Below are 25,430 nucleotides of genomic sequence, written 5' to 3' on the forward strand. Positions count from 1 at the left end.
TAGGTATAAAAATAAAAAGAACTCGATGAGTTTTGAGGATTATAAGATGAAAATTACAAGACCAAGATATCAGCAAATTGCTGCGGATGTTGCTATGAAGATTGCACAGGGACACTATGTAGAAGGAGAAAAAATATATGTAAGATCTTCTTTGGCAAGTCAATACGGCGTTTCTTTTGAAACTGCAAGAAGGGCGATTTCTATACTAGCAGATATAAAAATAGTAGAGTCAACAAAAGGCAGTGGTGTTTTAATTAAATCAAAAGAAAAGGCAGTAGAGTTTGTACAACGCTTCCATGATATCAATCAAATGAGTGATTTAAGAGAAGAAATCTACTCTAATTTGGAACAACAGGTAAAGCAGAGCAATCAATTAAAAGAATTAATTTCAGAGTTTATGTATAAGACAGAGAGATTTCGAGCCGTTTATCCATTTACTCCTTTTGAAATAGAGATTACCAAGAATGCAAAACATATAGGAGAAAGTATCTCTAGTATACAGTTTTGGCACAACACTTCTGCAACAATAATTGCGATTCAAAGAAGTGAGCAAATTATTATATCCCCTGGTCCTTATGCAATTATTACATTAGGGGACATCATCTATTATGTAGGGGATGAAAATTGCCATGAACGAGTTAAGAATTTTTTATTTTCAATAGAAGAAACGATATGAAAAAAAGCCTTCAGACGGAGGCTTTTTTTCTGTAATAGGGAAATTTGAAGAGGTGCAAAAGTGTATATCGGATAGACACTTACTTTAAGTAAATTTGACAAATGAGAGTATAGCATCTATAATAAAGTAGCAACACATAAAAAAAAACAAGTTGTAACTTGTGAGAAAGGAGAATTTATGCCGATAATAGAAGTTAAGAATTTATACAAAATATTCGGCTCCTCCCCAAAACAAGTCATTCCTTTGCTTGAAAAAGGGGAAAGTAAATCCAGTATATTAAAAAAATACAAGCATGGGATTGGTGTTAACAAAGCGTCTTTCCAAGTTGAGAAAGGTGAAATTTTCGTAGTAATGGGGCTTTCAGGAAGTGGTAAATCAACTTTACTTCGCTGCCTGAACAGACTAATTGAACCAAGTAGTGGTGAAGTCTATATTGATGGAGAGGATATTACCAAAATCGATGTTGTGAATTTAAGAGAAGTACGTAGGAAAAAAATAGCTATGGTTTTTCAAAACTTTGCTCTTTTACCGCATAAAACGGTACAAGAAAATGTCGCTTTTGGATTAGAAATACAGGGAGTTAAGTTCGAAGAAAGAATGGATAAAGCATTAAAAATGCTTGAACTTGTTGGATTAAAAGGATATGCGAACGTAAAACCAAAGGAACTTTCTGGTGGGATGCAGCAAAGAGTAGGACTTGCAAGAGCGTTGGCAACAGATGCCCAAATACTTCTAATGGATGAAGCATTTAGTGCCTTGGATCCATTAATTCGTAAAGATATGCAAAATGAACTATTATCCTTACAAAGTAAAATGAAAAAAACGATTGTTTTTATTACTCATGATTTAGATGAGGCATTAAGAATTGGTGATCGTATTGCAATTATGAAAGATGGAACCATTGTCCAAATTGGAACATCGGAAGAAATCTTACACAATCCTGCAAATGATTATGTACGCGAATTTACACAAAATGTAAATCGAACCAAAATTGTGAGTGCAGCATCAATCATGCGCTTTGCAGAATCCATTACGCTTGAAAAAGCAGGTCTAAGAACAGCTGCTAAAAAAATGAATGATTTGGGAATTTCTAGTCTTTTTGTAACAGACAAAGAAAATGTTTTACTTGGAGCTGTTACGATTGATGAAGTATCAAGAATGCTTCGCGAACAAAAGGGAGATTTAAGAGAAATCATTGACAAAGATGTTTGCACAGTAGAGCCAGATGCCTCCATTGATCTAATAATTACAGAGTTCTTAAAATCAAAATATCCGATTGCGGTTGTGGATTCCGATAATAAGTTAGAAGGTATTGTATTTAAATCTACCGTCTTATCAGGGATAGCAGGAGAAGGAGGTGGAGAGCATGATGCTTAGTACAAAATTACCAATTGGTGATGTAATGGAGGAAATAATCCAATGGATGACAGTGAATTTTGCAGGCTTTTTTGAAGGAATGAAACAGGGATTGAGCCAGTTGATTTCTGGTTTTCAATCATTATTAAATGCAATTCCAGTCTTTCTTTTTATTTTATTATTTGTTTTTCTTGCATGGTGGGTAGCAGGAAAAGGAATCGCAATCTTTACAGGGCTAGGTCTTATTTTGATTCACAATCTTTTACTATGGAAGCAAACGATGCAGACCTTGGCGCTTGTTAGTACATCTACATTAATTGCACTTATGATAGGATTACCACTTGGTATTCTTATGTCACAAAATGATATCACATATAAAATAATAAGACCAATACTTGATTTTATGCAGACAATGCCTGCATTCGTATATTTAATCCCAGCGGTTTATTTCTTTGATTTAGGTACGGTACCTGGTGCAGTAGCAACGATTATATTTGCTATGCCACCAATCGTTCGATTAACCAACCTTGGAATCAGACAGGTGCCAAAAGATATCATAGAAGCATCCAAATCCTTTGGTTCAACCCCATTCCAGTTATTGTTTAAAGTTCAGATACCATTAGCAATTCCAACGGTACTTGCAGGACTGAATCAGACAATTATGCTTTCCTTATCAATGGTGGTAATTTCAGCCATGATTGGTGCAGAAGGACTAGGGAATATTGTATTGCAGGGAATTACGCAAATGAAAATTGGAAAAGGATTTGAAGGTGGGCTTGCGGTAGTAATCATTGCAATGATACTGGATCGTATTACGCAATGCCTTGGAAATGAGAACCCAAAAACAGGGAAAATGTTTATAAGAAACTTGCGTACAAAGAAAAAAAACAAAAGTTTACGAGGAGGAATATAGTGTGAAGAAAATTATAGCGACATTATTAATAGCAGTATTTATGGTATTTGCTCTATCTGGTTGTTCAAAAAAAGAAGAAGCTTCTAATCTTCAATCAGAAAAGAAGACAGTAAAGCTTGCATATGTAAACTGGGCAGAAGGAATCGCCATGACAAATCTTGCAGCTGCAATTTTGGAGGAGAAAATGGGGTATACCGTGGAACGTACCATGGCTGATGTTGCACCTGTTTTCACTTCTGTTGCAAGTGGAAATACGGATGCCTTTTTAGATGTATGGCTTCCAGTTACCCATGAAGAATATATGAAAAAATACGGAGAGGATTTAGTTGACCTAGGAACGGTATATGAAAATGCAATGCTAGGCTTAGTCGTTCCTTCTTATGTGGATATCGATAGCATTGAGCAATTAAATGAAAACAAAGAGTTATTTGGAGGAGAAATTGTAGGAATTGATGCAGGAGCAGGTCTTATGGAAGCTACCCAAAAAGCAATGGAAGCCTATGAGCTTGATTATCATCTCCTAACTGGAAGTGGAACTACTATGACAGCCGCTCTTTCCAAAGCGATTGATGTAGGTAATCCAATTGTTGTAACAGGGTGGGCACCTCATTGGAAGTTTGCTAGATGGGATTTGAAGGTATTAGAAGATTCAAAAAAAATATTTGGAGACGTTGAAAATATCCATATTGTTACCAGAAAAGGATTAGAGGAGGATTTGCCAGAAGTGGTAGCCTTTTTAAAGAATTTTAAATTAACAGATGAAGAACTTGGCGATTTAATGGGAGTAATCGAAGACGATGGAGGAGAGCCATTTGAAATTGCAAAAGCATGGATGAAGGATCATGACGAATTAATACAAAGTTTTTTGCCAAGTAAATAAATGTTTTGCTACTAAGTTGTAATACGTAATAGATAAAACTTCGGGTAAATGAACCAGCTTCATTTATTTCGAAGTTTTTTTTCATATAACAAAAAGTTTTAAGAACGTCCTGATTATTGCATACACTTTTAATGTTACATTTGTCATATAAAACTATGATTTAAGACACTAATGATTCCCACAAAAAAATAGTATTATTAAGATACAAGAAAAATCGGCAATATGCCATAAGGAGGATAAAGATGTCAGCAGCAGTGATAAAAATAGAAAATTTGGTAAAACGGTATCATGAATTAGTCGCTTTAGATCACTTTAACCTTGAAATTAAAGAAGGTGAAATATTTGGACTTCTTGGACCAAATGGTTCTGGAAAAACTACCACCATTAACTGTATCCTTGCCTTGTTAAGTTTTGATAAAGGAAATGTAGAAGTATTTGGCGAGGAAATGGCACCAAATAAATATCATTTAAAACAAGATATTGGTATCGTATTTCAGAATGTGGCAGTATTTAATGAACTGACGGTATATGAAAATATTGAATATTTTTGTGGACTCTATATTAAAAATAAGCAAACGAGAAAGCAATATGTAGAAGAAGCCATGGAATTTGTTGGTTTAAATGATTTTAAAAGTTTTTATCCAAAGAAGCTTTCAGGCGGTCTTTTAAGAAGATTAAATATTGCCTGTGGCATTGCTCACAAGCCCAAATTAATTATTATGGATGAACCAACGGTTGCAGTTGACCCTCAAAGCCGTAATAAGATTTTGGAAGGAATTGTGGAGTTAAATAAAAAGGGTGCAACCATTATCTATACTTCACATTATATGGAAGAAGTCGAACAAATCTGTACCAGAATTGCAATCATGGATAAAGGGAAAAATCTTGCAATCGGAACAAAAGAAGAGCTTAAGATGATGATTAAGACTGGCGAAACAATTAATATGGAGGTACTTGAAATAGAAGATAAGAATTTAGAAGAAATCAAAAAACTTCCACATGTGTATCAGGTTGAGTATAAAGAAAATAAACTTCACATCAAATGCAGCAAAGGAAAGCATAATTTGATTCGGGTTCTTGATTATATGCAGACTAACCAAATTGCATTTGGAAGAGTTTATGCCGAACTTCCAACTTTAAATGATGTATTTTTGGAAATAACAGGGAAAGAATTAAGAGACTAGGAGTAATAGGTATATAAAAAGGAGGATTTTATGTTTGTTCGACTGTTTCAATATAAAGTAAAGCGCTTGTTTCGTACCAAAGATGAATTGTTTTGGTGTCTGGTATTTCCACTTATTCTTGGAACATTTTTTTATATGAGTTTTGGAGGCTTCCAAGACAAACAAGAGACATTTCAAGCAATTAATATCGGATATATTACTACAGAGACTGGAAAAGACGAAGATTTTGATCAGGTATTAATGCTACTAAGCAAAGATGGAAAAGATCAAATCGTTCGTATTAAAACTACAAAGGAAGAAGAGGCCAAAAAGTTACTGTTAGACAAAAAGATAGCAGGAATTATCTACAATACCTTAGAGGTCACTTTGACAGTAAATGGGGAAGGAATCAATGAAAGTATATTAAATAGTTTTTTAAATCAATATATACAAAAAAGAGAAACCTTTACAAAGATAGCACAAATATCACCAGATAAGCTCAATGAAGTGTTAGAATTAGAATTCAAGGATTCATCCTATTTACAGGAGATTCGTTTTACGAATGCCTCGATTGACCCAATGACCTCATATTATTACGCTTTAATTGCGATGACCTGTTTATACGGTTGTTTTGCAGGACTAAGCAGCGCAATTGATATTAAGGCAAATATGTCTACATTGGCTTCACGAAGACTTGTGGCGCCAACCAATAAAATGAAAATTATTTTAGGTGATTTCTTTGGTGCTGTTTTCGTGCAATTTATTTGTACTTTAATTACAGTTTGTTATATAATCTTTGTCCTAAAAGTAGATATGGGGCAAAAAATAAATTACTTGATGCTAACCGCTTTTGTTGGCAGCTTGATTGGAGTCACTACAGGTTTATTTATTGGAAGTATAGGTCGCCAATCAGAAAATGTAAAGTCAGCTATTGTATTAGCAGGGACTATGGTTGAATGCTTCTTAAGTGGCTTGATGGTAGGAAATATGAAAGATATTGTAGAGCGTCATGCACCGATTATCAATCGTATCAATCCAGCGACACTGATAGTAGATTCCTTGTATAGCCTTGATATTTATGATACTTATGACAGATATATGAGAAACATGATAAGTATGCTTATTCTTGCAACTATCTTATGTATCGGAAGCTTTTTGGCAATCAGGAGGGAACGCTATGCAAGTATTTAAAGCTTATTTTAAAATATTAAGAGACTCCATACCTGGACTCTTCATTTATTTGGTGATATTTATTGCAATTTCCTTTTTTTTATCTGGGAGTGGAAAAGAAAGTACTGCGACTACGTTTACAAAAAACAAAGTAAAAATTGCTGTTATCAATGAAGATGAAGGTGGCTTGGGAGAGGGACTTAAATCCTATTTAAGTCAGATTCATACTCTTGTACCAACGGAAAATGATAAGGAAATGCTTCAAGACCAATTATACTATCGAAACATTGAATATATTTTGTTTATTCCAAAGGATTTTACGAATAAAATAAAGAACAATGAAAAAGAGCACTTATGTGAAAATGTCAAAGTGCCAGCTTCTTATACAGGTAAATATCTGGATTCACAAGTAGATCAATATATTTCTACGTTAATAACCTATGTGATTGCAGGTATTGATGATAAACAGGCATTAGAATATACAAAAAGCGATTTAGAAAAAGAAGTTTCGGTTCAGTTATTAAATGAGAGTATTAGTATATCTAAGGCAGACGATTATTATTATTTTAAATATCTTCCCTATATATTTATCAGTGTTGTAGTAATGGGCATTTCTCCTATTTTAATGACATTTTATAAAAAAGAGATAAATGAAAGAAATTTATGCTCTCCCATGACTTTAAAAACAAAGAGCATAGGATTAGTTGCTGGTAGTATAGTTACTGTTTTAGGTATTTTTGTACTTTTTTTAGTGTTCGCGTTTTTTTTGTACGGTAAAAACATGGAGTTTGAAAAGACAATTTTATATATTATAAATTGCATATCATTTTTAAGCTTTGCAACAGGATTAGGATATTTAGTCAGTATTTTTTCCTCTAATCACAACATATTGAATATGATTACAAATGTTTGTGGACTTGGTATGAGCTTTCTTGGGGGTATCTTTGTTCCAAGAGAAGTGCTAGGGGAAAAAGTGATTGCTCTTTCTAAATTTCTTCCCACATACTGGTATGTAAATGCAGTGGAAGCAATTCAGGAAGTCAAAATCAATCCTTCTATCATGAAAGAGTTTCAAATTAATATTGGAGTGCAATTATTATTTGCAATTGCGATGTTTGCAATAGCTTTAGCGGGTACAAAATATAAAAGCGATGCAAGAAAGCAGGTGAGCTAAAAATGATTGTATAAATTCCTTGACAAAAGGGGAACTCTAAACTATTATATTGTCTATAGAATTTCCAATAGATAAGGAAAAGGTAATGAGAAAGAGGAGTAAGTGAACGGACTTAGCAGAGAGAATGACCCATCGGCTGAAAGGTTGTTTTAAGAGAAGTTTTCTGAAGGTAGCTTTTGAACTGGATGGCTGAAGGAGTGAGTAAGCTGTCACGTGTTATCTGCGTTATAAGATAAGAGAGATATACAATCATTTAATATTTGTATATAAATAAGGTGGTACCGCGGATATTACGCCCTTTGCAATTGCAAAGGGCGTTTTTATATAATAGGAAAGTTCGCAAACGAACTCTTGTCTATAATAGGAAAAGTTGAAAATGCAAAAAAGAAAGGAAATTAGTTAGTATGGAAAGAAATATTGAAAAGACATATGATCCACAAGGGATTGAAGAAAAATTATACCAAAACTGGATGGAGAAGAAATATTTTCACGCAGAAGTAGATAGAAGCAAAAAACCATTTACCATTGTAATGCCACCACCAAATATTACAGGAAAGCTTCATATGGGGCATGCACTTGATAATGCGCTGCAAGATATTCTAATTCGATATAAGAGAATGCAAGGATATAATGCACTTTGGATTCCTGGAACAGATCATGCCGCTATTTCAACAGAAGTAAAGGTTACAAACCAATTAAAGGAAGAAGGCATTGATAAGAAAGAATTAGGTCGTGAAGGATTTTTAAAGAGAACTTGGGAATGGAAAGAAGAATACGGTGGTACGATTACCTCACAGCTTAAGAAAATTGGTAGTTCCTGCGATTGGGACAGAGAACGCTTTACCATGGATGAAGGTTGCTCAAAAGCGGTTGAAGAAGTATTTATTAAGCTTTATGAAGAAGGATATATCTATCAGGGAGCAAGAATCATTAACTGGTGTCCAGTATGTAAAACTACGATATCCGATGCAGAAGTAGAGCATGAAGAAAAAGCAGGACACTTTTGGCACATCAAATATCCAATAGCTGGAAGTGATGAATTCGTTGTTGTTGCTACGACCAGACCAGAAACGATGCTAGGAGATACCGCTTTAGCCGTTAATCCAAAAGACGAAAGATATCAAAATATCATAGGAAAAAATGTTATCCTACCATTAATAAACAAAGAAATTCCTGTCATTGCAGATGAATACGTAGATATGGAATTTGGAACTGGTGTTGTTAAGATTACGCCAGCCCATGACCCAAATGACTTTGAAGTAGGAAAAAGACATAACCTTGCTCAAATCAATGTATTAACTGACGATGCTACAATCAATGAAAATGGTGGAAAATACGAAGGAATGGATCGCTATGAAGCAAGAAAACTAATGGTAAGTGAATTAAAGGAACAAGGCTTACTAGCAAAGATAGAAGATCATTCCCATAACGTAGGAACCCATGATAGATGTAAGACAATAGTAGAACCTTTGATTAAGCAACAGTGGTTTGTTAAAATGGAAGAGCTGGCGAAACCAGCAATTGAGGCATTAAAGACTGGGGATTTAACTTTTGTTCCAGAGCGTTTTGATAAAACATACCTGAATTGGTTGGAAAATATAAGAGATTGGTGTATCTCTAGACAGATTTGGTGGGGACATAGAATACCAGCATATTATTGCGATAGTTGCCATGAAGTGATTGTTTCAAAAGAAATGCCAGATGTTTGTCCAAAATGCGGTGCGATTCATTTTACACAGGATGAAGATACGCTAGATACCTGGTTTAGTTCTGCGTTATGGCCATTTTCAACACTTGGTTGGCCAGAAAATACAGAAGAACTTGATTATTTTTATCCAACGGATGTATTAGTGACAGGATATGATATTATTTTCTTCTGGGTAATTCGAATGGTATTTTCAGGTTATGCACATACTGGAAAGTCACCGTTTCATACTGTTTTTATTCATGGATTAGTAAGAGATTCCTTAGGACGTAAAATGAGTAAGTCACTTGGAAATGGAATTGATCCATTGGAAATTATTGATAAATATGGTGCGGATGCACTCAGATTTACTTTGGTGACTGGTAATGCTCCAGGGAATGATATGCGTTTTCATCTAGAAAGAGTAGAGGCAAGTAGAAATTTTGCAAACAAAGTTTGGAATGCTTCTAGATTCATTATGATGAATATGGATAGTACTAAGGTAGAGGCAGTGGATCTTTCGACATTGACAGGTGCAGATAAATGGATCTTATCCAAGGTAAATAAATTAGCTGCTGAAATCACTACAAACATGGAGCGTTTTGAACTTGGAATTGCGGTTCAAAAATTATATGATTTTATTTGGGAAGAATTTTGTGATTGGTATATTGAAATGGTGAAGCCAAGGTTATATAATGAAGAAGATGAAACCAAAAAGGCGGCTCTTTGGACATTAAGGACTGTACTCATTCAATCATTAAAGCTACTTCATCCTTATATGCCGTTTATTACAGAAGAAATATTTACTACCATCCAAGAGGAAGAAGAATCCATTATGATTTCGACTTGGCCAGAATACAAAGAAGAATGGAATTTTGAAACAGAAGAAGACGAAGTAGAAATTATGAAGACTGCAGTACGAGGCATAAGAAATGTAAGGGCTGAAATGAATGTAGCTCCAAGTAAGAAAGCAAAAGTTTTTGTAGTAACGCAAAGTGAAAAACTTCGTGCAATCTTTGAAAAAGGAAAAGTATTTTTTGCATTCCTAGGTTATGCAAGTGAAGTAGTGGTACAACAAGATAAAGAAGGAATTAGTGAAGATGCGGTATCTACAGTGATTCCAGATGCAGTAATCTATATGCCATTTGCAGAATTGGTTGATATAGAAAAAGAAATAGAACGCTTACAAAAGGAAAAAGAGCGTTTAGAAAAAGAACTTTCAAGAGTAAATGGAATGCTTCATAATGAAAAATTTGTTAGCAAAGCTCCAGAACAAAAAATTAATGAAGAAAAAGAAAAACTTATAAAATATACCCAGATGATGGAGCAGGTTGAGTTACGTTTAGAGCAGTTAAAAAGATAAGTAACAAAGACTGTGAATCAAAAAGGTGGCATGGAATAGATTCCTCTATTTTGTGCCTCTTTTTTAGAGAGATATTTTATTTTAGAGGTAAAAAAGTGGATCGAATAAGAGTGTTAATCGGAAAAAATATTTATCTTAAGAAAGTACTTCATATACTAAGGAAGTTTACAGTTGTTGCATATGCCCTTTTATCAATCGGAATTTATTTTCTAATTGAGTTGTTCTCTAGACACTCAATATTAGAAGCGTTTTTATTTATGACCAAAAGCCCGATTATATTTGTGTACAATGCTTTTATGATTTTTGTTACATTTATGATTGCTTATTTTTTTAAGCGACGTCTTTTTGTAACGGCTGTCATTGCGACTTTATGGCTTGCAATGGGAACAGCTAACGGAGTTATTTTATCTTATCGTGTAACTCCTTTTACAGGTACTGACTTGACATTGATATTAGATGCAATATCCTTAATTGACACCTATATATCCATTGAAAAAATTTTATTAATCATAGTGGGTGCCGCAATCGTATTGATACTTATAATATATGGGTGGTTTAAATTACCAAAGCATACTGCCAAAATAGATTATAGAAAAAGTGCAGCACTTATGGCAATCAGTGTACTTTTATTATTCGGTTTCACAAAAGTTAATGTTTCTACTAGAATACTTGCAACCTATTTTGGAAACATTGCATTTGCGTATAAAGATTATGGATTTCCTTATTGCTTTTCTATGAGTGTGTTTGCCACTGGAATCAATAGTCCAAATGATTATTCAGAAGCTTTTATGACAAAAATCAAGAAAAGCTTTACATCAACTAATGATTCTATAGAAGCAGTTAATCATATTGATGAAATGCCAAATATAATTTTCTTACAATTGGAATCCTTTTGCGATCCAGAATTGATTAAGTATTTAAAATTTTCAGACGATCCAATTCCTAATTTTAGAAAGTTATCAGAGCAATACTCTTCAGGATTTTTAACGGTTCCATCAGTTGGAGCAGGGACTGCCAATACCGAATTTGAGATTATGACTGGAATGAGTCTGCGTTATTTTGGTCCAGGGGAATATCCATATAAAACGATATTAAAAACGACTCCATGTGAAAGTACTGCATATAGTTTAAAAAAATTAGGTTATGCAACACATGCCATTCATAACAATGAGGCTAGCTTTTATGATCGAAAAACAGTTTTTGCAAATCTTGGTTATGATACCTTTACATCTGAAGAGTATATGAATATAAAAGAATATACTCCAATGGGCTGGGCAAAGGACAAAGATCTTGTGGGACAGATTACAGATGCCCTAGACTCTACAAAGGAAAAGGATTATGTATATACCATATCAGTTCAAGGACATGGAAGCTATCCGAGTGAACCAATACTTAATAATCCTGAGATTGAAGTCTTTGGGTGTAGAAATGTGGAACAAAAAAATTCCTTTACTTACTATGTAAATCAGATTCATGATATGGATAAATTCATACAAGAATTGGTGGATGAGTTATCCAAAAGGCAAGAGCCAACTGTTTTGGTAATGTATGGAGACCACCTTCCAACACTCGGTTTAGAAGCCTCACAATTAGTCAATCATTCTTTGTTCCAAACCGAGTATGTCATTTGGGATAACATGGGATTAGAAGTAATTGATAAAAGTGTAACTGCTTATCAGTTATCAGCAACTGTTTTAGAGCGAATAGGAATACAGGAAGGTACATTGACAAAGTTTCATCAAAAGCGTGTCGGGACAACAAATTATCTTGCTGATTTGGATGCGCTGCAATATGATATGCTTTATGGGAAAAAATATATATACGGGGGAGAACTTCCGATTACTCCAACTGATTTGAAAATGGGTGTGAAACAGATACTCATAACAAAAGTGGTACGAAATTTAAAAGAAACAGTATATATAATGGGTAAAAACTTTACAAAAGCAAGCAAGGTATATATCAATGATGAAGAGCAAGAAACAACATTTATTGATAGTAGCACGCTAAAAGTGAATAGTTATAACCTAAAGCAGGGAGATGTTTTAAAAGTAAGACAAATAAACAATACTTATGGCGTATTAAGTACTTCAAATATTTATATTTCTGAAAAATAACAGAAATTTCGATTAAATTAGTTGGAAAAAATGTCTATAAATGGTATAATATAAATAAATAGTAATCTTTATAATCCGACGAGAGGGAGTGGTTATATGGCTGATAAGACTACGGACAAGACTTATGTTAGAGTTAGTAGTAATGAGATGGAAGCGTACTTGTATTTAGCAATCCCGGATGATGGAAAAGATTATACAATAGAAGACCTTCTTTTGCTGCTAAAAGAAAAAAAAGTCGTTTATGGCATTTTGGATCAAACCATAGAAGATATGGTTAAAATAAGAGCGTATCATAGGGAAGTATTAGTTGCACAAGGCCTTAAGCCAGTTGATGGTTTAGATGGAAAGTATGACTATAAATTCAACACGAATCCTTCCGGAAAGCCCTTAATTCGGCAGGATGGAACCGTGGATTATCAAAGTGCTTTTGCAGTGCAAACAGTGGCAGAAAACGACGTCATTGCGATATATACCCCTGCAACCTTAGGAACGCAAGGAAAAACAGTAACAGGCAAAGTATTAGAGCCAAAAAGGGGAAAAGAACTTCTTCCACTAAAGGGAAAGGGATTTCAATGCCTAGAGGATAAAAGAACCTATGTAGCCTCAATGACAGGCAAAATTGAATATCAAAATAATCGTATTCTCATTACGAATATGCTTGAAATCAAAGGAAATCTTGACTTTAATAATGGTAAGATTGATTTTAAAGGTGATGTCGTAATTTATGGTGATGTTGAAAGCGCTAGCACCATAAAGTCAGGTGGAAGTGTCACCATTAATGGTAATGTAGAGGCTTCTACAATTATTGCTTCGAAAGATATCATTTTAAAAAAGGGAATGCAAGGCGGAGGAAAGGCACTTATTCAGTCTGGCGGAAATATCTACGCAAAATTTATCGAAGGAAGCAATGTACAAGCAAAGGAAGATGTTCAGGCTGATGTTATTATGAATTGTACTGTTGTGGCAGGTAAAGATATACTCATTACTGGTAAAAAAGCTACTATTATTGGTGGTGAGATTAGTGCAGCAGGTAGAATTGAAGTCTTTGTAGCTGGAAATGACGCCGAAATTAAGACCAAACTTTCTGTAGGTATGGACGAAGAAGAAAAGCAAAGAATTGTTAATATTAAACTAGCATTTGATGTCATTGACAAAAAGCTTAAGGAGTTAGAAAAAGAGTTAAAAGAAATACAAGCAAAACTAGACTCAGCACCTAAGTTTTTAAAAGAAAAATTAAAAGAAAGAACCAAAGAGTTATTAAGGGATAAGATAAAATACATTTCTGATAAAGCAGAATTTAAAAATGAACTTAAGGAATTAGAAGAAAAAAGGTTGATAGCAAAAAAAGCATGTATTTTAGTGAGAAAGTGTGTCTACCCAGGTGTAACCATTAAAATCAATTCCACTCCACTTTTTATAAGAGAAAAGCAATATGCAATGGAATATCGCTTTGAGAGTGGAGAAATCAAATGTATTGATTTACATAATAATGTGTAGTTTTAATTCATATGCTAGTTCCATACAAGTAAACAAAACTTGTATGGAACTAGTTTTGCGCAATAAAAGTTTTCAGTAAAAAAGTGGTATCTCATATCCCGATATCGAATTTTGCTGTTATATGCGACATAAATTTCTTGCATATTATGGATAGTATATTATAATGTTAGTAGATTTGTAGCAGAAAAAGGAAAAGATACACGTGAAGAAATTGAACTATGAAGAAGCCGTTACGTATATATTAAATGTACCAAAGTTTACGAAAAAAAATCCAGTAGAAAATATCAAAGCCTTAATGACGGAACTAAATAATCCACAAAGAAACACAAAAGTGATTCATGTTGCAGGTACAAATGGAAAAGGTTCCGTATGTGCTTTTATAGAAAGTATACTAAATGAGTCAAAAAAGACAAATGGGATGTTTACCTCTCCACACTTAGTTAAAATAAATGAAAGATTTAGAATAAATGGTGTAGTTATAAGTGACGAAAATTTTACCGATGCCTTCGACCAAGTAATTAAGGCTGTGGATAAGATTATAAAAAAAGGGTATTCTCATCCTACTTTTTTTGAATTTTTATTCGCAATGAGTATGGTGATATTTGAAAAAGAAAATGTGGAATTTGTTATATTAGAAACAGGTCTTGGAGGACGTTTGGATGCTACGAATATGATTGAAAATCCAATACTTACTATTATAACAACAGTTGATTTGGATCATACAGAAATACTTGGTGATACAATTGAAAAAATTGCTTTTGAGAAAGCAGGCATTATTAAGCCAAATGTACCTGTTATTTTTGACGGCACGAACCTTGAAGTGAATCAAATTATAGAAGAAGTAGCCAGAAAAAATGAGGCTAAGTGCTATAAATTAATAGATAAAGAAAATTATACTCGAATTGATGATACAAACTTTTGGTACGAATTGCTTGAATTCAATGATAAAAATATTGATTTTTTGTTTAAATATGGTTATGATGGTTGTATTAGGGTTTCCTTGGGGATGATTGGGGAATATCAAGTTAAAAATTCGTCCCTTGCAATCAAAGCAGTTCAGCTACTAGAAGAGGAGAAGTTTAACGAAAGAGTGATTCTTGAAGGGGTGAAAAAGGCAACATGGCCTGGAAGAATGGAAATGTTACTTCCAAATGTATATTTGGATGGCGCACATAATGAAAATGGAATAGCAGAATTCATTAAAACAGTAAAACATTTCCCTAACCATAAAAAAGTACTATTGTTTTCAGCAGTAATGGAAAAAAGTTATACAAAAATGATTCAGGAAATATGCAATGAACTACAATTTGATCAAATTGTAGTTACATTACTTTCGAATAAAAGAGCAGTGCCACTAAAGGTATTGCAAGCAGAATTTGAAGCAAGGACAAAGAGTGTTGTTTATGCGATAGATAATGTAAAAGAAGCTTTCGAGAAAACACTCCATTTAAAGACCGAAGAGGGAATCGCTTTTTGCGTAGGGTCTCTTTATTTGGTGGGAGAAATTACAGAAATAGTAAGGAGAATAGAACATGATAAATTTTGAAGAAGAATTAAAAAAGTTTCATCCAAGTTTGGAAGTAGAGGATGCAGAGGATGCAATATATAACCACGATTTAACCGATATGACAGATATTCTTAAAGTTATGTTAGAAGAGGTAAAAGACAGTAACAGATAGACTATTTTAAAATAAGGTTAGGTGGCGAAAATATGAAATGTTATAAATGTGGCTGTGAGCTGTCAGATAAAGATTTTTGTACAAGCTGCGGCGAAGATGTAAGAGTATTTAAAAAGATTATTAAATTTTCAAATATGCATTATAACGACGGGCTTGCGAAAGCTGAAGTACGTGATTTATCAGGTGCTGTAGTTAGCTTGCGCCAAAGTTTAAAATTAAATAAAAATAATATACAAGCCAGAAACTTACTTGGTTTGGTTTATTATGAAATGGGAGAGGTAGTAAAAGCTTTAAGTCAATGGGTTATTAGCAAGAATTTATCAAGTAATAAAAACATTGCTGGTGATTATATTAAGGCAATACAATCAAACCCAAATCGTTTAGAGACCATTAACCAAACCATTAAAAAATACAATCAAGCGCTTTTGTATTGTAAGCAGCAAAGCGAAGATTTAGCAATTATACAATTAAAGAAGGTTCTTTCGTTGAATCCTAATCTTGTTGCAGGACATCAATTAATTGCATTGTTATATATCAATAATAAAGAATACGAAAAGGCGGCAAAAGAATTAAAAAAGGCGCTTAAGATAGATACAACCAATACAACAACTCTGCGATATATGCGTGAGATTGATTTGATTATAGAAAAAAATGCAGCAAATAGCCCGCAAAAATCCAAGGCAAGAGAGGATCGAATTACTTATACAAGTGGAAATGAAACAATCATTCAACCAACTGTATTTAAAGAAAGTACAGGAATTTCTACAGTTATTAATGTATTAATAGGTCTTGCAATTGGTGCAGCGCTTACCGCATTTTTGATACTTCCAGCAAGAATTCAGTCGATACAAAATGAAGCGCAAAAGTCAGTAGTAGAATATAGCAATCAGATATCTGCTAAAACAGCTATGATTACGGATCTTCAAAACCAGTTAGACGCAAAAGAAAAAGAACTGGTGAAAAAAACAGAAGAATTGGAACAGTATGTTGGAGATTCTGGTGTTGTTGAAAGTTATGAAAAGTTATTAGCGGGCATGAAGGCATATAACGATAATGATATGGTAGCAACTTATCATGCTTTAAAGCAAATTAACGCGTCAGAATTAAAGAACGATAGTTTGAGCATTTATGAGACATTAAATACCAACATTTCATCTGCTGATGCAGTGAAAAAAATTTTTGATATTGGGAATAATGCCTATAAAGCAAATGATTTTGATACAGCTATTGAAAACTTATTAATTGCAGTAGAACTTGATGAAAATAATATGAACGCACTTTACATTCTAGGCAGAGCATATCAAAAAAATGGAGATCAGGAATCGGCTAACAAGTACTTTGATATTGTTATCGAAAAATTTCCAAATACGCAAACAGCTGCCAATGCTAGGTCGAATAGACAATAGTGTATAACAAAATGAAGTGATACAAATGATAAAATGAAATACTGTTACATTACGAAAGTGGTAACTCTTTGCTTGTAGTTGTAATGTAAAAAGATATTCTTAACATATGTTTAGGAATATCTTTTTTTAAATATAAGGGGGAAATAAAATGGACAATCTTATTATTGTAAAAGGTACTTGTATGTTTGTAAAACTTCCACAAGATCTTGATTGTAACAACGCAGCAGTTATAAGAAGTGAATCAGATAAGATAATGGAAAGGGAGAGTATACGAACAATTATATTTGATTTTGAAAAAACCAATTTTATGGATAGCACTGGAATTGGTGTTATTATGGGGAGATACAAAAGCATCAAACTGGTAGGTGGGAGTGTTTCGGCAATCAATGTAAATCCTTCAGTAGAAAAGCTGCTAACACTTTCGGGAATTCACAAATTAATTCGCATCAATGAAGTATCTGGACTAAAAATGCCAGTAAAATAGGGGGATATTAAGATGAAAAGTAAAAACAGAATGAAAATTGAATTCGACAGCAATACGAATAATATCGGTTTTGCAAGAGTTTGTGTAGCCGCCTTCTTAACGCAGCTAAATCCCACACTAGAAGAAGTATCAGATGTAAAGACCGCAGTATCAGAGGCAGTTACGAATGCAGTCATACATGGGTATGATAAGGAAGAAGGCGGTCAGGTGGAAATAACGAGTGTATTAGAAGACGACATGCTTACAATTCGAATTGCGGATAGAGGTAGAGGAATTGAAGATGTTAGCAAAGCAATGGAGCCCTTGTTTACGACTAAAGCTGAGAATGAGCATTCTGGAATGGGGTTTATGTTTATGCAGGCATTTATGGACGAAGTAAATGTAGAATCAAATATTGGTGTTGGAACTATTGTGACTATGAAGAAACGGATAGGATGTGAGCAGATATAAATGGAGCATACAATCGCGCTAATTGTAAAATCACACCAAGGGGATAAAGAAGCGAGAGATATGCTAGTAGAAGAAAATATGGGTCTTGTATGGAGTATTGTGAAACGATTCGCAGGCAGAGGATATGAACAAGAAGATTTATTTCAAATTGGCAGTATCGGCTTAATCAAAGCAATTGATAAGTTTGATGTTTCCTATGAAGTAAAATTTTCAACTTATGCAGTACCTATGATAAGTGGAGAAATAAAACGATTTTTAAGAGATGATGGAATGGTAAAGGTATCTAGATCATTAAAAGAAAATGGCTATAAAATCAAACAGGCAACACAGGCAATTGCGCATGAAATGGGAAGAGAAGCAACGCTTGAAGAGCTTGCAGCAGCGACAGAACTAACAACAGAAGATATAGTTATGGCAATGGATGCCAATGTTGAAGTAGAATCCATTTATAAAACCGTTTATCAAGGTGATGGCAATCAAATTAGCTTAGTGGACAAACTAGTTGAGAAAACCGATGAACAAGAAAAATTACTAGATCGTATGTTATTAGAACAACTATTTGAAATATTAGATGAAAAGGAAAAGTTATTAATTACATTAAGATATTATCAAGATAAGACTCAGATGGAGGTTGCAAAAGTATTAGGAATTAGTCAGGTTCAAGTAAGTAGAATGGAAAAAAAGATACTACTTCGTATGAGGGAGTTGGTAACGCATTAGAAATCGCTTCATTTTCAAAAACTATGTATATTTTAGCCTTGCGTTGAAATACTAATGGTAAACATAGTAAGGGAAGTGATTTCATGGAAAGAGAAAAATTAAGAAAGTGGTTGATTTGTACATTAATAATATCACTGATAGCAATTTCAGTTTACTACGTATATTTTTTAAATAACGAGACAACGATAACAGATGGAACGTTAGTTAAAAATCAGACGTGGGAAGTTGGAATGGCTTATGAGTGATATTTTGTATTTAAAAGTCGAAAAAAGTGTTAAGGTTGAGACTAGGATCATTAAACTCAAAGATATCGCCAAGATAGAATGTGTGAATTCTTCTATTAAAAATAAGGTAAATGAACTATGCATCCTTCAACTTGATTCGAAAAAAGAATATAAATATGTTGTTTCAATTCTAAAAGTAATTGAAGTAATTCATAAACAGTTTCCTGATTTAGAAATCGATAATATTGGAGAATGTGACTTTGTTTTAGAATATGTGAACAAAAAACAAAATCTAGTATTTGAGTACATGAAAATAATATTTGTTTGTTTTATTGTGTTTATAGGTGCCGCTTTTACTATAATGACTTTTAATAACGATGTGGGAATTGCAGAGTTATTTGGACAATTGTATCAGGTGGTCATGGAGGAAGAATCCTCTGGCTTTACCGTATTAGAAATGAGCTATTCGATTGGTCTTGGAGTCGGAATTTTAGTTTTTTATAACCACATTGGAGGCAAGCGTTTAACGACAGATCCTACACCAATACAAGTAGAAATGAGAATTTATGAGGAGGATGTAAACACTGCCTTAATCAAGAATTATACCAGAGAGGAAAAAAGTATTGATGTTAATTAGACAACTGTTCTTGCTAATTGTAGGAATAGGAAGTGGCGTTGCAGTTTCAGCTGGAACGTTTGCAGCAATTGCAGGTATTGGTATTGTTCCAAGATTTGCAGATCGAACACATACGGCAAAACATGTTTTGTGGTATGAAAACTGTGCAATAATAGGTGGTATTTTAGGTAATGTTATTTTTCTTTATCAGATTAAAATTCCAGGAAGAATTATAGCTCTTATAGTTTTTGGACTTTTTTCAGGGATTTTTGTTGGATGCATGGTAATGGCACTTGCCGAGATACTAAATGTTATTCCGATTTTCACTCGAAGAATCAAAGTCACAAGCGGACTAAGATTTATTATTATTTCGATTGCATTAGGAAAGATAATTGGATCATGGTTTCAATTTTTTAGTGGATGGTAGAGGAGATAACAGATGAATGAAGATCAAAAAAAAGAGTATAACGAATATGTGAAACAAGTGACACCTACTCATAGCTTACCCGTTAATATGATAAAAGCTTTTGTTACAGGTGGTATTATCTGTACAATTGGTCAAGCTATTATGAATTTTTGCATGTCAAATCAACTAGATGAAAAAACAGCAGGATCTTGGACTACACTCATTTTAATATTATTAAGTGTGGTACTTACTGGATTGAATATATTCCCTAAGATAGCAAAATTTGGAGGTGCTGGTGCATTAGTCCCAATTACAGGATTTGCCAATTCGGTGGCTTCTCCTGCTATTGAATTTAAAAAAGAAGGACAAGTATTTGGAATCGGCTGTAAGATATTTACAATTGCAGGACCAGTCATTTTATATGGAATAAGTACAACAGCCCTCATTGGGTTAATTTATTATATTATAAAAGTACTAGGTCTTATCTAATTTATGTTATCAAAAAAATGAAAAAGATAGAAAGGATCGTGAATTATGTCAGGGATTCTTGGTAAGCAAAGTATTCAATTTGAGAACCCACCCTATATATTAGCAACTGCAAATATTGTGGGAAAAAAGGAAGGGGAAGGTCCTCTTGGGGCCCTTTTTGATGTGGTAGGAGATGATGACTTATTTGGTGAAGAAACGTGGGAAGAAGCAGAAAGTGCCATGCAAAAAAATGCTGCTACCTGGGCGATTAACAATGCGAAGCTGACAAAGGAGCAAATACGGTATATTTTTGCAGGTGATCTACTAGGACAAAATATTGCAACTTCCTTTGGTTTATTGGACTTAGACATTCCCTTGTTTGGTTTATTTGGAGCATGCTCAACTGCAGGAGAATCGCTGTCTTTAGCTGCAATGGCTGTGTCGGCTGGATATGCAGATTATGCTTTGGCCGTTACATCAAGTCACTTTGCAAGTGCAGAAAAACAGTTTCGATATCCACTTGAATATGGAAATCAAAGACCATTATCCGCTTCTTGGACAGTTACTGGTAGTGCTGCCTTTGTGGTAAGCAATCAAAAAAGTCAATTTAGGATAACTGGTATCACAACTGGTAAAATCGTAGACTTTGGAGTAAAAGATTCTATGAATATGGGAGCTGCAATGGCGCCAGCCGCCTGTGATACCATATACCAAAATTTTATGGATTTTAACTTACAACCAACGGATTACGATAAAATTGTAACAGGAGATTTGGGGTATGTTGGTAGTGATATTTTAATTGATTTATTAAAGAAAAAGGGTTTTGATATTACAAACCAACACATGGATTGTGGTAAAGTAATATTTGATCAAAATACACAAGATACGCATGCAGGCGGAAGTGGTTGTGGTTGTTCAGCAACTACATTAAGTGCATATCTATTAAAGGAAATGGAAAAGGGAAATATTAAAAAAATGTTGTTTGTACCAACTGGTGCTTTATTGTCTACGGTAAGTTTTAACGAAGGACAAAGTGTTCCGGGAATCGCGCACGCAGTTGTAATTGAAAGTTGTGACAAATAATAGATTGCTAGTTGTTATGGATTGGAGTAATTTCACTCCATAACATTACATATACGTTTAATAAAATAATTAGGCTAAAATAATAAGCAGATTTATAGTTCATATAATAGTAGTAAAATAATAAGCTAGTGTAAAGTTTTTGTAGGAAAATGAAATAGATATAAAAAGAAAGCACGATTCTGTGTTAGGATTTAAGTGACCAAACAAAAATCTAATTCAGAAAGAGGTGCTTTCTATGATTAAAAGTATACAACAGTTTCAGTCAGAAGGGGTAAAAAAGTTAGAAAATATATTTGTAGATTATTCAACAGATATGAAAAAGATAGCGGAAATGGTTCAGGGCGTTACAAAAAGTGTTGTTGATCTTGGTCTATCAATGATTGCTGAAGAATGGGAATCCTATGATGAAATGCTTAGGAGAAATAAACACATTCGTCGAGGCTGGCAGATTGTGAAAAGAGATCAAACATCACTAGTTACTTCTCTTGGAGAAGTAACTTACCACAAGACGTTGTTTTATCATCCCAAGGAGAAAACGTATGCCTATCTATTGGATAAAGTGATGCAGCTGGATCCCCATACCAGATTAACAGAAGATGCAGTTGCCCAAATGCTCAATGAGGCTGTAGACAGCAGCTATCGAAAAGGTGGAGAGAGAGTATCCATTAGTGAAACGCAAGTCAGCAAAGAAACTGTTATGAACAAAATACATTCCCTTGAATTTCCAAAAATAAAGCCACTACAAGAGAAAAAACAAGTGAAATATTTATATATTGATGCTGACGAAGACCACGTATCCTTGCAGTATCTTGATAAAAAAGGAGATATAAAGAAACCAAGAAGTAATACAATTATGCCAAGGCTTGTTTATGTTTATGAAGGTATTACAAACGATAATGGTCGAAATGAATTAATAGGAAAGGCTCATTTTGGAGGAATCTATGAAGGAAGTGCTGAAATCACAAGGCTTTGGGGTGAAGTGTATGAATATATCGAAAACTCGTATGATATAGAATATCTGGAAAAAATCTATATTAATGGAGATGGAGCTGCTTGGATTAAAAGTGGTCAGAAACTGATTCATAAAGCAAAGTTTGTCCTTGATCGTTTTCATATGCATAAATATATCATAGGAGCAACTTCTCATCTTTTAGATTCTGTAGAGGATGCACGAAGAGAAATCTATAAAGCAATCTATGGAGAAAAGAAATGGCTTGCAGAAAAAACCTTTGAAAAGATTTTAAATGTTACAGAAAAAGGCTCAAAACAAAAGACAGTCATGGCAGCCAGAGAATATATTCTAGGAAACTGGTCTGGAATCATGCAGTGGGTAAGAGATAAAAACAAGGAAGTAGAATGCAGCGCGGAAGGTCATATCAGTCATATATTAGCAGATAGGATGAGTTCGAGGCCATTGGGCTGGAGCAAAACTGGTGCTGATAAAATGTCAAGATTAAGGATTTATAAAAGCAATAAAGCAGACATATTGGAATTAGTGAGATATCAAAAGCAAGAGTTTGCGCAGGCAGTGGGTTGTGAAGAGGTAATATACAACAGTAATCAAATGTTTCAGATGGAACGTGCAAATCGAAAACGACTGGGAAACCTTGCAGATATACCCGTTTATAGTATTCCTTATACACAGATAAAGAAAATCGCAGCATTAAAGAATCATATTTGGGGATTGTAAAGAAGAGAAAAATAGAATAAAATAAGGACAGTCAAAAAATCGGAAACACATCAGGGGCAAGTCTGTCTATTAAAATCCTACTGTAAATTTACACTATCAAATAATAAAATACATATTGCCTTTTGTTAAGCAGTGTGATATTATACTAGTAGTTGAATACAACTTAGTAAGATGACGTGTTACTGGTAATGCAGGCAAGATCGGATTAGAACGTTAGTAGAGAAAGTATGTCTTTCGATACATAGATAGCGTTTTAGTTAGATCTTTTTTTGTGTTTATTTCTAACTGGCCATTAGAATAAATGAAATATAAAAGAGAGGAATGAAGTTATGGATTATAATAAAATAGCAAAAGATATTTTGAATCATGTAGGCGGAGCTTCTAATGTAAAAGGGCTCACTCATTGCTTTACGAGATTGCGTTTTGTATTAAAAGATTCTAAAAAAGTGAATAAGGTAGTATTAGAACAAATTGAAGGAGTAATCTCCGTTGTAGAAAGTGGGGGTCAATTACAAGTAGTTTTAGGTAGCAAAGTAACGAGAGTCTTTGATGCAATACTTCCGATGGTGAACTTAGAAGGATCGGAAATTAATACAGAATCAGAAGAAAAGGGTAATATTTGGAATCGTATCTTGATTGCGATTTCTACTATGTTTACGCCGATGGTACCTGCAATTGCAGCTTCAGGTCTAATGAAAGGTTTTTTAACAATAGCAAAAATTATTGTTGCAAACAATGGTGGAGACATCACGACCAATCAAACCTACATTCTATTGCTTGCTGCAACAGATGCAATCTTTTATTTTATGCCTTTAATTCTTGCCTATACAAGTGCTAAAGTATTTAAAGCGAATGAATTTATTGCAATGGCACTTGGAGGTACTATGTGCTATCCTGCGATTGTAACCTTAATGACTGGGGAAGAGGCAGTTAGCATGTTTGGAGTAACAATAACAAAAGCAAACTATGCATCCTCTGTTATTCCCATTGTAATTGGTGTATTTATTTTGTCATATGTTCAGAAGTTTTTAGAAAAAGTAATCCCAGAAGTACTTAAAATCATATTAGTACCAGGTATTTCGCTGTTTGTTATGGTACCTGCAACATTTATGGTGTTTGGACCAATTGGTATTTATATTGGTAATGCAATTAACTTTTTATATACTGGAATGATGAATATCAGTCCAATTCTTTGTGGTGCTTTTGTTGGTGGTATGTGGTGTGTATTTGTTGTGTTTGGTGCACATCGAGCGCTTCTTCCAATTGGTATTAATGATGTAGCACAATATGGGCATCAAAATCTTCTCGCTTTTGCAGGAGCAGCTAACTTTTCACAAGGTGGAGCAGCACTTGGTGTGATGTTAAAGACACGTGATAGAAATTTAAAAACGGTGGCGGCATCCTCTACCATCTCAGCAGCAATTTGTGGTATAACAGAACCAGCAATTTATGGATGTAACTTAAGATTAAAAAAGCCTATGGTATGTGCCATTATCTGCGGAGCCATTGGTGGGGCAATTATGGGGGCAGGCGGTGTATACGGTGATGCCTTTGCAAATAATGGTGTTCTTACGTTAGCTACCTATGCAGCTTTTGGATTGACAAAATTCATTTTCTATTTAGTAGGTATTGGTGTAGCTTTTTTTGGAGCCGCAATTCTAACTTATTTTGTAGGATTTGATGACCTAGGAGCTAGCAAAGTAAAAGATAAAGAAGAATCAAACCATAAAAATGAAGAAATAAAAGATCCAGATATTACAGTTGCATCTCCAGTAGGTGGAAATGCAATCCCTTTAGATTTAGTAAAGGATGAGGTGTTTTCTTCAGAAGCACTTGGAAAAGGGATTGGTATCGTACCTAAAAATGGTGAAATTGTAGCACCAGAAGATTGTACCGTATTAATGGTATACCCAACTCTTCATGCATTAGGATTAAAGTTGGATAGTGGCGTTGAATTAATTATTCATGTAGGTATTGATACCGTCAATCTGGAAGGAAAATATTTTGAAAAATTTGTAGAAGAAGGAGCTCATGTAAAAAAAGGAACCAAGCTTCTTGCTTTTGACAAAGAGAAAATAGAAGGAGCAGGTTTTGATACAGTTGTACTTGTAATTGTTAGTAATACAAATGACTATTCAAAAGTTGCTGGCCAAAGTGGTGCATTTGTCGACAATAATACAGAGATTATAATGATTAAAAAGTAATAGATCAGAA

The 25,430-nt window shown here is 34.0% G+C and carries 23 protein-coding genes and 1 other annotated feature; all 23 genes read left to right on the plus strand.

Annotated features, from left to right (window positions below; translation table 11 throughout):
* The first annotated feature begins 46 nt into the window (after window positions 1–46).
* The 23 genes from F7O84_RS01425 to F7O84_RS01525 all read left to right on the plus strand — a co-directional run bounded on the left by F7O84_RS01425 (window position 47) and on the right by F7O84_RS01525 (window position 25,420).
* Window positions 47–676, plus strand: coding sequence for a GntR family transcriptional regulator (locus tag F7O84_RS01425; protein WP_151141043.1), 630 nt, complete (start codon window positions 47–49; stop codon window positions 674–676).
* Window positions 677–853: 177 nt separating this feature from the next.
* Window positions 854–2,053, plus strand: coding sequence for a quaternary amine ABC transporter ATP-binding protein (locus F7O84_RS01430; RefSeq protein ID WP_151141045.1), 1,200 nt, complete (start codon window positions 854–856; stop codon window positions 2,051–2,053).
* Window positions 2,043–2,945, plus strand: coding sequence for an ABC transporter permease (locus F7O84_RS01435; protein WP_192451624.1), 903 nt, complete (start codon window positions 2,043–2,045; stop codon window positions 2,943–2,945). The genes F7O84_RS01430 and F7O84_RS01435 overlap by 11 nt, the downstream gene beginning before the upstream one ends.
* 1 nt (window position 2,946) lies before the next feature.
* The gene (locus F7O84_RS01440) at window positions 2,947–3,825 is read left to right on the plus strand and encodes a glycine betaine ABC transporter substrate-binding protein (protein WP_243140779.1); all 879 of its coding nucleotides are present in this window, start codon (window positions 2,947–2,949) and stop codon (window positions 3,823–3,825) included.
* Window positions 3,826–4,067: 242 nt separating this feature from the next.
* Window positions 4,068–5,009 (plus strand): ABC transporter ATP-binding protein, encoded by a 942-nt coding sequence (locus tag F7O84_RS01445; protein ID WP_151141047.1) that lies wholly within the window; start codon window positions 4,068–4,070, stop codon window positions 5,007–5,009.
* A 30-nt stretch (window positions 5,010–5,039) separates the two neighbouring features.
* Window positions 5,040–6,179, plus strand: a complete 1,140-nt coding sequence (locus F7O84_RS01450; protein ID WP_151141049.1) for an ABC transporter permease — start codon at window positions 5,040–5,042, stop codon at window positions 6,177–6,179.
* Complete coding sequence (locus F7O84_RS01455) at window positions 6,166–7,332, plus strand: ABC transporter permease (protein ID WP_151141051.1); 1,167 nt, start codon at window positions 6,166–6,168, stop codon at window positions 7,330–7,332. Before F7O84_RS01450 ends, F7O84_RS01455 begins: the two co-directional genes overlap by 14 nt.
* Before the next feature lie 76 nt (window positions 7,333–7,408).
* Window positions 7,409–7,635, plus strand: a binding site (T-box leader).
* A gap of 101 nt (window positions 7,636–7,736) precedes the next feature.
* Entirely contained in the window at window positions 7,737–10,379 is a 2,643-nt protein-coding gene (locus F7O84_RS01460; RefSeq protein WP_151141053.1) for a valine--tRNA ligase, read from the plus strand.
* Window positions 10,380–10,474: 95 nt separating this feature from the next.
* Window positions 10,475–12,493 (plus strand): LTA synthase family protein, encoded by a 2,019-nt coding sequence (locus F7O84_RS01465; protein WP_151141055.1) that lies wholly within the window; start codon window positions 10,475–10,477, stop codon window positions 12,491–12,493.
* Between the two features lie 96 nt (window positions 12,494–12,589).
* Complete coding sequence (locus F7O84_RS01470) at window positions 12,590–13,990, plus strand: DUF342 domain-containing protein (RefSeq protein ID WP_151141057.1); 1,401 nt, start codon at window positions 12,590–12,592, stop codon at window positions 13,988–13,990.
* A gap of 202 nt (window positions 13,991–14,192) precedes the next feature.
* Window positions 14,193–15,536 carry a bifunctional folylpolyglutamate synthase/dihydrofolate synthase gene (locus tag F7O84_RS01475; protein ID WP_243140780.1) on the plus strand — a complete coding sequence of 448 codons (1,344 nt, stop codon included), beginning with the start codon at window positions 14,193–14,195 and terminating at the stop codon, window positions 15,534–15,536.
* A complete protein-coding gene (locus tag F7O84_RS18905; protein WP_192451625.1) occupies window positions 15,523–15,669 on the plus strand; it encodes a hypothetical protein in 147 nt (48 codons plus the stop codon). The genes F7O84_RS01475 and F7O84_RS18905 overlap by 14 nt, the downstream gene beginning before the upstream one ends.
* A gap of 32 nt (window positions 15,670–15,701) precedes the next feature.
* The gene (locus tag F7O84_RS01480) at window positions 15,702–17,075 is read left to right on the plus strand and encodes a tetratricopeptide repeat protein (protein ID WP_151141059.1); all 1,374 of its coding nucleotides are present in this window, start codon (window positions 15,702–15,704) and stop codon (window positions 17,073–17,075) included.
* Window positions 17,076–17,223: 148 nt separating this feature from the next.
* The gene (locus F7O84_RS01485; RefSeq protein ID WP_151141061.1) at window positions 17,224–17,559 is read left to right on the plus strand and encodes an STAS domain-containing protein; all 336 of its coding nucleotides are present in this window, start codon (window positions 17,224–17,226) and stop codon (window positions 17,557–17,559) included.
* 12 nt (window positions 17,560–17,571) lie between these two features.
* Window positions 17,572–18,009 (plus strand): anti-sigma F factor, encoded by a 438-nt coding sequence (spoIIAB, locus tag F7O84_RS01490; RefSeq protein WP_151141063.1) that lies wholly within the window; start codon window positions 17,572–17,574, stop codon window positions 18,007–18,009.
* Complete coding sequence (sigF, locus tag F7O84_RS01495) at window positions 18,010–18,729, plus strand: RNA polymerase sporulation sigma factor SigF (protein WP_151141065.1); 720 nt, start codon at window positions 18,010–18,012, stop codon at window positions 18,727–18,729.
* A gap of 83 nt (window positions 18,730–18,812) precedes the next feature.
* Window positions 18,813–18,974, plus strand: a complete 162-nt coding sequence (locus tag F7O84_RS18910; protein WP_192451626.1) for a hypothetical protein — start codon at window positions 18,813–18,815, stop codon at window positions 18,972–18,974.
* A complete protein-coding gene (locus F7O84_RS01500; protein ID WP_151141067.1) occupies window positions 18,967–19,590 on the plus strand; it encodes a stage V sporulation protein AA in 624 nt (207 codons plus the stop codon). Before F7O84_RS18910 ends, F7O84_RS01500 begins: the two co-directional genes overlap by 8 nt.
* The gene (locus tag F7O84_RS01505) at window positions 19,580–19,996 is read left to right on the plus strand and encodes a stage V sporulation protein AB (protein WP_151141069.1); all 417 of its coding nucleotides are present in this window, start codon (window positions 19,580–19,582) and stop codon (window positions 19,994–19,996) included. Before F7O84_RS01500 ends, F7O84_RS01505 begins: the two co-directional genes overlap by 11 nt.
* Before the next feature lie 12 nt (window positions 19,997–20,008).
* Window positions 20,009–20,464: a stage V sporulation protein AC gene (gene spoVAC / locus F7O84_RS01510; RefSeq protein WP_151141071.1), complete on the plus strand. Its 456-nt coding sequence runs from the start codon at window positions 20,009–20,011 to the stop codon at window positions 20,462–20,464.
* Window positions 20,465–20,509: 45 nt separating this feature from the next.
* Window positions 20,510–21,526: a stage V sporulation protein AD gene (gene spoVAD / locus F7O84_RS01515; protein ID WP_151141073.1), complete on the plus strand. Its 1,017-nt coding sequence runs from the start codon at window positions 20,510–20,512 to the stop codon at window positions 21,524–21,526.
* Between the two features lie 235 nt (window positions 21,527–21,761).
* Window positions 21,762–23,216 carry an ISLre2 family transposase gene (locus F7O84_RS01520; protein ID WP_151141076.1) on the plus strand — a complete coding sequence of 485 codons (1,455 nt, stop codon included), beginning with the start codon at window positions 21,762–21,764 and terminating at the stop codon, window positions 23,214–23,216.
* A gap of 329 nt (window positions 23,217–23,545) precedes the next feature.
* Window positions 23,546–25,420, plus strand: a complete 1,875-nt coding sequence (locus F7O84_RS01525; RefSeq protein WP_151141077.1) for a beta-glucoside-specific PTS transporter subunit IIABC — start codon at window positions 23,546–23,548, stop codon at window positions 25,418–25,420.
* The last annotated feature ends 10 nt before the right edge of the window (window positions 25,421–25,430 follow it).

It is taken from the genome of Candidatus Galacturonatibacter soehngenii, from assembly GCF_008830185.1.
GTDB classification, from domain to species: Bacteria; Bacillota; Clostridia; order Lachnospirales; family Lachnospiraceae; genus Lachnotalea; species Lachnotalea soehngenii.